The sequence below is a fragment of the Chlamydia caviae GPIC genome (assembly GCF_000007605.1).
In the GTDB taxonomy this organism is placed as follows: domain Bacteria; phylum Chlamydiota; class Chlamydiia; order Chlamydiales; family Chlamydiaceae; genus Chlamydia; species Chlamydia caviae.
Window position 1 is genome coordinate 535,560 of the sequence record NC_003361.3, and the last position, 13,164, is coordinate 548,723.

The window sequence follows — 13,164 nt, forward strand, 5'->3', positions numbered from 1 at the left end:
GAAAAAAGATATATAAAAACTATTTGGATGAGATAGTTTTATGCGGGCGTGGGAAGACTTTCTTTTGCTACAAGAAAAAGAAATTGGTACGAGTACTGTAGACAAATGGTTGAGGTCGTTAAAAGTCCTGTGTTTTGACGCGTGTAATTTATATCTTGAAGCCAAGGACTCTTTTCAAGTGACCTGGTTTGAAGAGCATATACGTCATAAAGTTAAAACTAGTTTAGTGAATAATAACGGGAAGTTAATCCGTGTTCACATAACTTCTTTGGATAAAACTGCGCCTTTTTATAAAGAAAAGCAGATTCAGCAGGAAAAAACAGCCTACTTCACTATGCAGTATGGTAATGTAAATCCTGAAATGACCTTTGGTAATTTTCTTGTAACTCCTGAAAATGATTTGCCATTTCGTATTTTGCAGGAATTTACCAAGCCCGCGGAAGATACCGCAGGCTTTCCATTTAATCCCATTTATCTTTTTGGTCCTGAAGGTTCCGGAAAAACACATTTAATGCAGGCAGCAGTAAATGCTCTTAGAGAATTCGGAGGAAAAATTCTTTATGTAGCTTCAGACTTATTTACCGAGCATTTAGTGTCAGCTATCCGTTCTGGAGAAATGCAGAGATTTCGTTCTTTTTATCGTAATGTCGATGCTTTATTTATAGAGGATATCGAGGTCTTTTCGGGGAAAGGAGCTACTCAGGAAGAGTTTTTTCATACTTTTAACTCCTTACAGACAGAAGGTAAGCTCATTGTGATTTCTTCGGCGTATGCCCCCGCGGATTTGAAGGCTATGGAAGAACGACTCATCAGTCGTTTTGAATGGGGAGTTGCTGTTCCTATTCATCCTTTAACAAAAGAGGGGTTAAGAAGTTTTCTAATGCATCAAGCTGAACAGCTATCTGTCCGTATAGAAGATACAGCCTTAGACTTCTTAATTCATGCCTTGTCTTCGAATGTGAAAACATTAATAGACGCTCTCAAATTGCTTTCGAAACGTGTTGCCTATAAGAAATTAGCGCAGCAATTACTTTATGAAGATGATATACAAACTCTATTGCATGATGTATTAGAGGTTGCAGAAAGCGTGCGGTTAACTCCTTCTGGAATCGTTCGTGCCGTTGCTAAATACTACGGAGTATCTCCAGAGAGTATTTTGGGACGTTCGCAATCTCGAGAATATGTGTTACCTAGACAGGTGTCTATGTATCTATGCCGTCAAAAACTATCTTTATCTTACGTGCGTATAGGAGATGTATTCTCCAGAGACCATTCAACCGTAATTTCGTCAATACGTGCTATTTCTCAGAAAGTGGAAGAAGGAGGAGATGACATTAGCATTGCTACGCAAGAACTAATGAAATCTCTTACTTCAGCGTATAAGAGCCTAGAATTCTTCCCAGAAGAAGAAATCTCTTGCTAGCATAATTGCTCATTTTTTCCACAGAATAAAGAGGCGATCTCTTTTCTATAGTTAATAATTAAGCAAGTAATAGACGCCACTATTAAGATGCTTTGGATAATTAAGGCTGCAATAATTGTAGGCATGGAATAGCACCCGCTTGCTAATAATAAACAAGCTGATAGAGCAGCAGCCACTCCTAAACAGACCCACAAGGCGGTGTGTTCAACCATTGGGCATTTAGGATGTCTCTCGATACAAGGCTTAGCTATGCTTACTGTGCGGCTAGAGTCGCGTTTGGAAGTTCTAGAATCCTGAGAATGAGTAGAGCTGCGGCGGTCAAGATCACTTAGTGTAAAAACATTCCTACTTGGACGCCAGGCAAATGCTCCGTATTCATGGGCTGAAGTCATAATGTTCTCGTTAATGAAAATAATATTTTGTACGAAACATTGTATAGCTTTTCTGGTTATACTGTCTCGCTTTTCTAAGTGCTTTCTTTTTTTTTAGGTTTTTCTTATGGAAATACAAAAATCACTTTCCCATTACCCTTTGATTCGGACGACTTATGAGTTTTGATAAGAATTTGGTAAATATTGAAACGATGAAGCAGGCGATTTTAAATCGTCTATATTTTGGCGTAGTACAATCTCCAGAATCTGCTTCAGCCAGAGATATATTTACAGCAGTTTCAAAAACTGTCATGGAATGGCTGGCTAAGGGTTGGTTAAAGACTCAAAGTAGTTATTACGAACAAGATGTTAAACGTGTCTATTATATTTCTATGGAGTTTCTACTCGGTAGAAGCTTAAAGAGTAATCTTTTAAATTTAGGAATACTCGATCTTGTTCGAGATGCATTGGCAGAGCTAAATTATGATTTCGATAGTTTAGTACAAATGGAAGCAGATGCAGGATTAGGGAATGGCGGTTTAGGACGGCTTGCAGCGTGTTATTTAGATTCCATGGCGACATTAGGGATTCCTGCTTATGGTTACGGAATCCGCTATGATTACGGAATTTTTGATCAGAAAGTCGTCAATGGATATCAAGTAGAGGCTCCTGATGAGTGGTTGCGCTATGGAAACCCTTGGGAGATATGCCGAGGGGAATACCTCTATCCTGTTCATTTCTATGGTAGAGTAATTCACTATACAGATGCTAGAGGCAAGGAAGTTGCAGATCTTGTAAATACACAAGAAGTATTAGCCATGGCTTACGATGTGCCTATTCCTGGATACGGAATAGACACTGTGAATACTTTGCGCTTATGGCAAGCGCAATCTCCACATGGATTTGAATTTAACTATTTTAATCATGGGGATTATATTCGTGCTATAGAGGACATCGCGTTAGTAGAAAATATCTCGAGAGTACTCTACCCTAACGATTCTATTTCTGAGGGGCAGGAGCTCAGATTAAAACAGGAGTACTTTTTAGTTTCTGCAACAATTCAAGATATCCTTCGTAGATATACGAAAATGCATATTTCTCTAGACGATCTTCCTAATAAGGTGTCTGTTCAGCTAAATGATACCCATCCCGCTTTAGGAATAGCAGAAATGATGCATATTCTTATCGATAGAGAAGAGCTCCCTTGGGATAAGGCTTGGGATATGACGACGCGTATATTTAATTACACGAATCATACGATATTACCTGAAGCTTTAGAGCGTTGGTCAATAGATCTGTTTTCACGATTATTGCCTCGACATTTAGAGATTATCTATGAAATTAATGCACGATGGTTGGAGAAAGTTTCCCAGAGATTTCCTGGAAATGATGATAAGCGAAAAGCCTTATCCATTATTGAAGAGGGAAGTGATAAGCATGTAAATATGGCAAATCTCGCTGTTATAGGTTCTGCTAAGGTTAATGGTGTATCTGCTTTCCATTCCCAACTTATAAAAACAACCTTATTTAAAGATTTTGTAGAGTTTTTCCCAGATAAATTTATTAACGTGACTAATGGTATTACTCCCAGACGTTGGTTAGCTTTATGTAATCCTCGTTTAAATACACTATTAGATCAGACAATTGGAGATGGTTATCTCGTAGATCTTTCTCAAGTTCATAAGGTGATCCCTTTTGCTGACGATGCCAATTTTAGAGAACAGTGGCATCAGATTAAGCTAAAAAATAAGGAAGACTTTGCATTAAAATTAAAAAAAGAAATCGGAGAAAAAATAGATCCGACATCTCTCTTTGATTTTCATGTAAAGCGTATTCACGAGTATAAACGCCAGTTAATGAATATCCTCAGAGTGATCTACCTTTATAATGATCTTAAGGAAAATTCTGCTTCTAGCATTGTTCCTACAACAGTGATTTTTGCTGGGAAAGCAGCTCCGGGATATGCCTTTGCTAAGCTCGTCATTAAACTTATTAATAGCATTGCAGATTGTGTAAATAATGATCCTCAAGTGAATGAGGTGTTAAAGGTTCTCTTCCTTCCGAATTATTGTGTGACTATGTCTGAAATGATCATGCCTGCTTCTGATCTCTCTGAGCAGATCTCCACAGCAGGAATGGAAGCTTCCGGAACAGGAAATATGAAATTTGCTTTAAACGGCGCTTTAACAATAGGCACTATGGATGGAGCTAATATAGAAATGTCAGAACATATTGGGAGAGACAATATGTTCATTTTCGGTTTATTAGAAGAAGAAATAGCAAAAATGCGTCGGGAGTATTATCCACAAGGGATATGCAATAACAATCCTAAGATCGCTCATGTATTAAAGTTACTAGATCAAGGATTTTTCAATACTTCAGATAAAGATCTCTTCAAGCCTATAGTACACAGGCTGCTTCATGAAGGAGACCCATTCTTCGTTTTGGCAGATTTAGAATCTTATATCTGTGCTCATGAATCTGCAGCGACCTTATTCACTCAAACTGATGAATGGGTGAAAAAATCTATATATAATGTTGGTGGTATCGGCTTTTTCTCCAGCGATAGAGCAATTGCTGACTACGCTAAAGATATATGGAATGTTCCTACGAATTGTAAGTCTTAAAAAAAGCATTTCTATTTCAGGAGAGACTCCCTTAATAGAAATGCTTTTGACTATGAAAACCAGAGCGTACCTTTTAGTTTAATAAAAGTACTGAAGGGGCTTCTAAAATCTTCTGTAAGCGTTTCATAAACATCGCTGCAGGATATCCATCGATCACACGGTGATCTATGGATAATGTTAATATGCATGTAGAACCCGCTACGATTTCTCCATTCATCACTACAGGTTCTTCTTGAACACTGCCTACAGCAAGAATGGCAGCTTGAGGAGGATTAATGATTGCTGTGAATTCAGTAATTCCCGTCATGCCTAAATTAGAGACGCAGAAAGATCCGCCCTTATACTCTTCCTCTTTCAAAGATTGAGATCTGGCTTTAGAAGCTAAACTTTTAATTTCTGCAGAGATCATTCCAACGTTTTTACGATCAGCACAACGTACAATCGGAGTAATTACACCATCGGGAATAGCCACAGCTATGGAAATATCAATAGTTTCAAAACGTACAATCTTATTGTCGATGCTATTAAATCCTGAATTTACTTCAGGAAACTCTTTTAAAGCTAACGCACAAGCACGAACGATACAATCATTAATGGAAAGTTTAATTCCTTGAGCCTGTAGCTCTTTAAGCAAGGCTAGTAACGGTGAGGTATAAACTTTTTGCCGTACATAAAAATGGGGAACAAAAGTTTTGGCAGCTTGTAATCTCTGTGCAATGATTTCACGAACAGGAGAAAGAGCTTCCTCATGATAAGCTCCTGGGTGAACTTCAGGAGCCTCAGGATACCCAAAGCCTGCAATGCCTTTGGCAGGGGCTTTCTCAAGGTCCTTTTCAACTATACGTCCTCCAGGGCCGCTACCTTTAATTCCAGAAATATCCAAATTCTTTTCCTTAGCTAAACGTTTAGCTAGAGGAGAGACTGGAACTTTTGAAGAATCTTGTTTTAAAGATAGAGGTTCAGAAAGGGGAGGCTCAGGCCTAAAGCCAAAAGCTACCATCATTGAGGCATTTTGATGTGATACATCAGATGCTGCTACGTCTCCCTGCTCTACGTTTTCTATAGAAGGTTGTGAAATTGGGGATTTTGGAAGTAACTCTTCTAAGTTGAAAGACTCATCTTTTTCAGAAGATATAACAGCTATAGGCGTGCCTATTTGTACTTTTGTCCCTTCTTTAATAAGACATTCTCGAAACCAACCTTCTTCAGATGCTGTATGCTCTAACACAGCCTTGTCGGTTGATATTTCAATGAGGACATCCCCAAACTCTATCTTATCACCATTGCTTTTATGCCACTTTACGATTGTTCCAACTTCCATAGTTGGGGAGAGTTTAGGCATCTTTAATAGAGAAATCACAAATTTACCTCATGATTTTTTCGATAGTATCTAAAATACGATTTACATTTGGGAGCGTTGCCTGCTCTAAGGTCTTGTTATAGGGCATAGGGGTTTCTTTTTGGCATACCCTCAAAGGAGGACTATCCAGGTAATCAAAAACATGTTCTGTAATTCTAGTAATGATTTCCGCAGAGATTCCCGCGAAGTAGTGGCCCTCTTCTACAACTATACAATTTCCTGTTTTCTTTACTGAAGAAAATATTCCAGAGATGTCTAGGGGCTTGATTGTTCGAAGATCTAGAATTTCTATAGAAAGACCATAACGTTGTTTAGCTATCTTCACAGCTTCTTTTACTACAGAAACCATACGTCCATAAGTAATAATCGTTAGGTCTTTTCCTTCCTCAATAACGCGAGATTTCCCAATAGGAACTAAGTATTCTTCAACAGGAACTTCACCTTTTAAACTGTACTCTAATTCATTTTCTAGGAAGAGAACAGGATTATCATTCCTAATTGCAGATTTTAATAATCCCTTAGCATCATAAGGATTTGATGGGGAGATAACAATCAAACCAGGGATATTCGCGTATAAAGCTTCTACGCAATGAGAGTGCTGACACGATACTTGTGCTGCAGCTCCATTAGGTCCACGAAATACAATAGGAACTGAAAATTTCCCACCAGTCATATAATGCATTTTTGCAGCATGAGAGATAATTTGATCCGCAGCAACTAAAGAGAAGTTCCAACTCATAAATTCTATAATTGGACGTAGCCCAGTTAACGCGGCTCCGACACCAATTCCTGCAAATGCTGCTTCGCTGATCGGTGTGTCAATAACTCTTGATGATGACCATTTGTCTAAAAGGCCTTTTGTAACTTTATAAGCACCGTTATATTCGGCAACTTCTTCTCCTAGTATACATACATTAGGATCCCTGGCCATTTCTTCATCAATAGCTTCTCTAATAGCTTCTCGGATTTCTAATGTAACGTGCTTAGGCATAAACACCTTCTTCTAATGTGGCAATCGCTGGTTCTGGATCTGATTTTGCTTCAGTGAAAGCTTTTAAGACCTCACTCCTACATTCCTGGCGTAGTTCTTGAAACTTCTCTTCTGAAAGTACTCCCAATTGTATTAGCCAATTTTTAGCAAAAATAATCGGATCTTTTTTTATAAGACATTGCATCTCTTCTTTACTTCTATAAAGATTAGGATCGGAAATAGAATGCCCTCTAAACCGTGAACATAGACATTCAACAATCACAGGAAGGCGCGTCTTTTGCATATACTCGTAAGCTTCCTTAAAGCCTAAAAGACAGTTAAATAAGTCAAAACCATTCAAAGTAAAAGAACGTATGTTATAAGAAGATCCCTGAGATTCTCCTATGGGTTGCTTCGCAATAGCACGATTAAGAGCGGTTCCCATTCCCCAACCATTATTTTCTATAACAAGCATAAGAGGAAGGCTATGCAAAGAAGCAAAATTCAATGTTTCGTGAAATACCCCTTGAGCAACAGCGCCATCTCCAATAAATCCTAGAGCAATTTTATCCTCACCACGGTATTTCATAGCGAATGCGGCTCCAGCAGCTAAAGGAATTTGTCCACCTACAATACCAAACCCTCCGGGGAAATTTGGACCACACATATGCATAGACCCGCCTCGACCCAATGCACAGCCAGTTTCCCTACCCAACAGTTCTGCTGCAAGTGAGCGTAGAGGAATATTTAGTAATATGGCTAAAGCATGACAGCGGTAGGACGAGAAAAACCATTGATCCAATCCTGTGTTAGCTAGTGTTGCAGTAGCAACGGCTTCTTGACCACTGTAGGAGTGGTAAAAACCACCGACTAATCCTTCTAGATATGCTTCTTCGCCACGAGTTTCAAACTCACGAATCAACAACATATTTTTTATGAATTCTAGACAGCGGCTCACGCCGTATATATCAACAATATTTTTTATAGTAGCCTCGTCAGATTCCTTAGAGGCGATATTGTAATGAGAGGAGTTGGGCATATCTTGATACGAGAGTTGCGTCAAGGATTAAGTTCACCCCATTATAAAGTCATGGATTTGAAAATACAAGACCAAAAAAGTAATTAAGTTTTTTAAAAAAAGAAAAATCTTTAATATCTTCCCATTTGTATATTTCCGACCAAGAAGTAAAAGGACTGTGGACACATGGACGTTTTTAGCAGACTAAATCGTCAGAATCATTTTTATGTGGAACAGATAGATGGTGTTATGAGAGATCCAAATTCTCATGATGACAACAATAATAAAGATAATGAATTAAAGAAAAAACTATTAACTATAACTAAGCGTGTGGTTGCCTCAGCTCAAGAGTTCCAACGGGGGAGAGAGGCTGCCAGTAATTATTTTAAAAAAACCCAGTGGATGCCCTATAAAAATGAGGAGTTAGAGGAGACTAAAGAGCTATTTTCGATGCTTACCTCAATGGATAGAAAATGAGCGCAATTATTTTTTTATGTTCCTTCTTGCGGTTTAGAATGGGACGATTTTAGAACAACCGTTGATCAACTTGAACAAAGCTATGGTTTAGGTGGTATTTTATTTTCCTGCGGTCCTTTTGAAAAGCAATGTAGATATATTTGTGATTTCAATAAATCTCAGACAATTTCCTTACTTTTAGGATGCTCTGTATCCCACAGTTTGCAGTTTTATTTATCTTATAGGGATTTATCTTTGATGGATTGTACAAACCCATATGCTTTGGGAGTTAGTATAGGGACGCTACTTAAAGAATATGGGGTGGCTGTTTCTTTAATTTTTAAAGAAATCGTCAGCATGGATTTGACTAATTATTCAGAGTTGATCAGGGGACTAAAACAGGCAGGGTGTATACAAGGAAAATTACATCATTGCGATTACTCTTCTACAACAACCACACCTAGTCCCATAGCTTTACGCTATAGCTTAGCAAATACTATTCGGGGATTAGCCATAGATGTGGACTTTTCTAGTGTGAAATTTATGGGATGTTCCACTCTTGGAAATATCAAAAACACAATTAAAACATTAAATTGCGGAGTTGAGTGTTTTACCTTCTCTAGTCTTAAAGAGCTTAGAGAAGGGATAAAGACCCTAACTCAGTTAATTTCTGCAGGAAAAATTAGTCCTGCCATCGTTAATAAAAGCGTAATAAAAATATTAACGTTGAAAAGACGATTTCAAACGATGAATATATAACCTAATTAAGGGGTTACTTGTGCTTCTTCGGATCTTACAGATAACCCTTTGATTTTTTCTTCCAACATTCCTAAACGTTCTTCTAATTTAGGTAGACCACGGATTTTTGCAACCTGACGGTGAATCTCTTGATAAGGACGTGCTGGAGCTCCTCCATAGATTCCTGGGGAAGAAATAGATTTCGTTACCCCTGTTTGCGCCATCATAATTACATGATCTGTTATTGAAATATGACCTGTAATTCCTGTTTGCCCTCCAATGATAACGTGGTTACCAATTTTTGTAGAACCAGCGATTCCTGCCTGAGCAACAATCATACTGTGTTTCCCAATCTCTACGTGATGGGCTATTTGAACTTGATTGTCGATTTTTGTGCCTTCACATATGACGCTGTTTTTGAAACGGCCTCTATCTATTGTAGTATTCGCTCCTATTTCGACATCATCTTCGATGATTACCTTGCCAAGGTGCTTTAGGTGTTTGTGACGACCAAAAGCGTTAGTTATGTAGCCGAAACCACAAGAGCCAATGACAGCTCCGGGCTGAACAATAACACGTTTTCCTATCTCGACACGTTCACGAATAACTACTTTAGGATGAATAAGGCAATTTTCTCCAAGAATTGAATACGCCCCTACAATACTTCCTGCTCCAATATATGAAGAATCTCCAATATGGGCGTGTTGGCCTATAACAGCATACGGTTCTATGCAAACATCTTTACCAATATGTGCTGTAGGATGAATAACAGCTGTAGGGTGAATGCCAGGAAATCCTGACTCAACGGGAGGAATGAATAACTCTATACATTTCTGGAAAGCTATTGATGGAAATTCAGAGACTACAAGAAAGTTCTTATTTAAATGACCATATTTTTGGGCTTGAGCTTTTGATAGAATGATAGCTCCAGCTTCGGTGATTTTTATAAAACGCGAATACTTTTCATTGTCTAAGAAGGTAATGTGATGAGCTTGAGCTTCACTTATTTCCTCAACACCAGAAATAGGAGTTTCTGTATTTCCTTGAACTTCAACTTTTAATAAGTCTGCTAACTCTTGAAGAGTATAGACCAGTTTCTGAGGCATACAAAACTCCTTGGTTCTTGATGTATCTTAATTATTTTCGAAAGATTCATCAAGAATTTTGATAATTTCATTAGTTTTATCAGCACTAGAAGCGATCGATAGAACTATTTCATCATTTAAAATAGCTGATAAACCTTCCTTCACGCGCAATACTTCAGAAGCTTTTTTTACTTCTTGTATGAGTTTCTGAACCCTTTTCATATTGCTTTGGTTCAATGTTTGGTAATATTGAGACTGTAAAGCGTTATACTCTCCAGAAAGGCTTTCAAACTTTTTTCTCAATTCATCAGAAGCAGAAGTTGAAAGACTCTCCATGTAGTCTTCGTCTTGTAATTTATTATAAAGTGCTGTCAGCTCTTCTTCCATTTTTTCGGAATTTTTTGAGAACTGCTGCTTCATATTTTCCAGTTCTTCTGTTTCTTTTTTCCCAAAAGCAGATTCTTCTAAACAACGTTTCAAGCTAACAACGCCTAAGCCTCCCTCAAGAGAGCTTTCATCAGCACAAACGTGCTGTGCACCTGCTAAAGTTAGTAAAGTTAAAAAGACTGAGCATAGTGATTTTTTCATATTAACCTTTATAAAATCTAAGAGATGAAGAACTTTTAGATTAGCAAAAGCCCTCTCTGAAGACAACCAAAGATTTGGAGTTTCGTATACTTTCTTTCTTAGCTATATTTAGAAGACGCCTCCTAAAGCAAAGAAGAATCGTTGTGAAACGTCGATCTTTTCTCCTTCAAACATTTCTGTGGGACGGAATGGCCAGCCAAACCCTAACATAACAGGAACGTTGTTCATTACGTCGAAGCGTAGACCAAATCCTGCACTACCACAAAGATCTTTCAATCGGATAGTGTATTCCTTAAGCCCAATAAATCCTGAGTCTAGGAAGACAAAAGCGCTAACGTTAGGCTGATTAATCAGAGGATATTGAAACTCTTCAGAAAGCAAGAGAGAAGATAGACCCCCTTGAGGTTCTGTGGGGGAGAACTTGGGACCAATGATAAATGGCTTGTATCCACGTACAGTAGTTTCTCCACCCAAGAAGAAGCGTTCGCTAATAGGAATACCTTCTATAGTTGTATTCCCAAAGGGTTTAAGAAACTGGGCTTCTCCTTTAATTTTCAAAACTCCTTTTCTTGTCAGTTTTCGGTATATCGAACTGTTTATAGAGAGTTTTGTAAAATGATATGTACCACCGAGACCGGAAACTTCAAAGTTTACACCACTACGTATTCCTGTCGTAGGATTTCTAGGATTGTTTACAGAATCGTAATTTAAGTTCACACCAGCGGCAGACACGAAACCTTTATTAGCAGCAAGATCTGGTCCTGATAGGTTTCTTTTCTTTTTGTGCAAACTTGTTTGAGTGCCGCGGTAATAGATTCCGTACTTTAATTGTTGATTTAAGATGTATGTAGTGCTGACATTTCCGCCATAAGTCTCAACAGAATAGTCCTTAGAAAGGGCTTTGTTGATAGATTTGTCCAGTTCTACACCTAGGATCCATGGTGTGTTTAAAAAGTGGGGTTTAGTCCATTTAATAGTATAATCAGTAACCTTATCCCCAAAATTAGCTTTTAGGAATAGGTATTCTCCACCACCTCTCAAGCATTTAAATCCTTTAGAGAATAAGTGTCTAACGCCTAGAAGATCGAAATTACTTTCAGAAAGTTCGACTCCTCCAAACAAATTGTCTAGGGAGCTAAATCCTAGGAATAGTCCTAGATTACCTGTTGTAGTTTCTTTAACATCTATGAAGATATCACGATATTCTTCGGAATTATCCAGGGGATCTAATTGAGAACGTACTGTATAAACACTGACACTTTGGAAATAACCCGTATTTCTTAAACGGTGTTCTGTATCCTCCAGTTTTAATCTATTAAAAGTATCTCCGGGGAATAGACTAGTTTCGTGTAGGATAACATCATGTTTTGTATGAGTGTTTCCTGTGATTTTGATTAAACCAACCTTATAAGGAGAGCCTTCACTTACTTTGTAAGTTACATCATAAACAGAACGCGATGCATGAGGAGAAAATGTTACGTCAACATTCGTATTGATGTACCCGTACTTAGCGTAGGTATTCTTAATTTTCTGGGCACCGCTCCATATGTTTTCAGGACAATAAATATCGTTAGGACCCGCAGCCAATTGTTTTTCTATAAGCCGTCTAGGCAATACATTAAATCCTTCAATATGAACGTGTCCTAAGGTATAAAGAGGACCTTTGTCTACATCCATATAGAGTATGATATTCCCACACTCATCAATTTCACGTCTTGGAGTAACTGTTGCGTCTGCATAACCCAAATTGTGTAGGTAATTAGTAATGGCAAACGAGTCTTGTTCAACAATATCTGGATGATACAGACCACTTCCTGTAAACCAGCTAGTGGTTTTGGAATGTTGTTTAGTAAGGATGAGTTCTTTGACATCAGACTTTTCACATCTGTTAAGGCCGCAGATCTCTAGCTTTTTGATTTTACCACAAGGACCTTCTTGAATCCGAACAGTTATGTCAATGTAACCTAGGTGTTCATTATGATCTAAGTCATAGGATAAATTAGAGTCAAAATAACCGCGCTTAAGATAGTAGACTCTGAGTTCATCAAAGTTTTTTAAAAACTTTTCTCTATCGAATACATCATTTTCGTAGACTTGCAGAGTTTTAAGAATCTTATGATTGGGGACAACTTCGTTCCCTGTAATGCAAACTTTTCTAATGCAAGGCTTGGCAACAAGAACCAAAGAGATTGTAGTCTTGCCGTTGGAAAAATCAACTTTCGGCTCTACTTTATCATATTCTTTAGATAGATTTCGTAGATCTTCGTCAAAGTCTGCTTGAGAAAACAAAGCACCACTTTTTGTCTTTAATTTCGGTAGTGGATGCTTGTTTAAAGAATTTTCACCTTCAGTTGTAATCGTAATGGATTCAACTAGTGTATATCCTTCCTTAACTGTTTCTGAAGCTGATAGGGCCAATGGGACTTGGATTAGCGCCAAAACAGTAAACCGCAGAATAACTTTATTTCGTATCATGAACATTCGAAAGAATTTCCCCTAGGACAGAAAAACTTGTTTATTGAAGTAAG

General features: G+C 38.0%; 9 protein-coding genes and 1 pseudogene. 3 read left to right on the plus strand and 7 right to left on the minus strand.

The features are described 5' to 3' along the window. Positions 1–40 precede the first annotated feature (40 nt). Entirely contained in the window at positions 41–1,423 is a 1,383-nt protein-coding gene (gene dnaA, locus CCA_RS02380; protein ID WP_011006434.1) for a chromosomal replication initiator protein DnaA, read from the plus strand. On the opposite strand, the gene CCA_RS05410 is transcribed toward dnaA, so the two are convergent. Next, the gene (locus tag CCA_RS05410; protein ID WP_011006435.1) at positions 1,420–1,815 is read right to left on the minus strand and encodes a hypothetical protein; all 396 of its coding nucleotides are present in this window, start codon (positions 1,813–1,815) and stop codon (positions 1,420–1,422) included. The two genes, dnaA and CCA_RS05410, sit on opposite strands and share 4 nt — an antisense overlap. A 155-nt stretch (positions 1,816–1,970) precedes the next feature. On the opposite strand from CCA_RS05410, the gene CCA_RS02390 reads away from it, so the two are divergent. Further along, the gene (locus tag CCA_RS02390; protein ID WP_011006436.1) at positions 1,971–4,421 is read left to right on the plus strand and encodes a glycogen/starch/alpha-glucan phosphorylase; all 2,451 of its coding nucleotides are present in this window, start codon (positions 1,971–1,973) and stop codon (positions 4,419–4,421) included. Positions 4,422–4,494: 73 nt separating this feature from the next. On the opposite strand, the gene CCA_RS02395 is transcribed toward CCA_RS02390, so the two are convergent. Genes CCA_RS02395 through pdhA form a run of 3 tightly spaced genes read right to left on the minus strand, consistent with a single transcriptional unit; the run spans position 4,495 to position 7,790 of the window. Further along, positions 4,495–5,781 (minus strand): pyruvate dehydrogenase complex dihydrolipoamide acetyltransferase, encoded by a 1,287-nt coding sequence (locus CCA_RS02395; protein WP_011006437.1) that lies wholly within the window; start codon positions 5,779–5,781, stop codon positions 4,495–4,497. Positions 5,782–5,785: 4 nt separating this feature from the next. After that, positions 5,786–6,772 (minus strand): alpha-ketoacid dehydrogenase subunit beta, encoded by a 987-nt coding sequence (locus CCA_RS02400; RefSeq protein ID WP_011006438.1) that lies wholly within the window; start codon positions 6,770–6,772, stop codon positions 5,786–5,788. Then, complete coding sequence (gene pdhA / locus CCA_RS02405; protein ID WP_011006439.1) at positions 6,765–7,790, minus strand: pyruvate dehydrogenase (acetyl-transferring) E1 component subunit alpha; 1,026 nt, start codon at positions 7,788–7,790, stop codon at positions 6,765–6,767. The genes CCA_RS02400 and pdhA overlap by 8 nt, the downstream gene beginning before the upstream one ends. A gap of 165 nt (positions 7,791–7,955) precedes the next feature. Here pdhA and CCA_RS02410 point away from each other — a divergent pair. Then, positions 7,956–8,984, plus strand: a pseudogene (locus CCA_RS02410) (hypothetical protein). A 5-nt stretch (positions 8,985–8,989) separates the two neighbouring features. Here CCA_RS02410 and lpxD read toward each other — a convergent pair. The 3 genes from lpxD to bamA form a co-directional block, all read right to left on the minus strand. Beyond that, the gene (gene lpxD, locus CCA_RS02415) at positions 8,990–10,069 is read right to left on the minus strand and encodes a UDP-3-O-(3-hydroxymyristoyl)glucosamine N-acyltransferase (RefSeq protein WP_011006440.1); all 1,080 of its coding nucleotides are present in this window, start codon (positions 10,067–10,069) and stop codon (positions 8,990–8,992) included. 27 nt (positions 10,070–10,096) lie between these two features. Then, positions 10,097–10,636, minus strand: coding sequence for an OmpH family outer membrane protein (locus CCA_RS02420; protein ID WP_011006441.1), 540 nt, complete (start codon positions 10,634–10,636; stop codon positions 10,097–10,099). Positions 10,637–10,744: 108 nt separating this feature from the next. Further along, positions 10,745–13,117: an outer membrane protein assembly factor BamA gene (gene bamA / locus CCA_RS02425; RefSeq protein WP_011006442.1), complete on the minus strand. Its 2,373-nt coding sequence runs from the start codon at positions 13,115–13,117 to the stop codon at positions 10,745–10,747. Positions 13,118–13,164 lie beyond the last annotated feature (47 nt).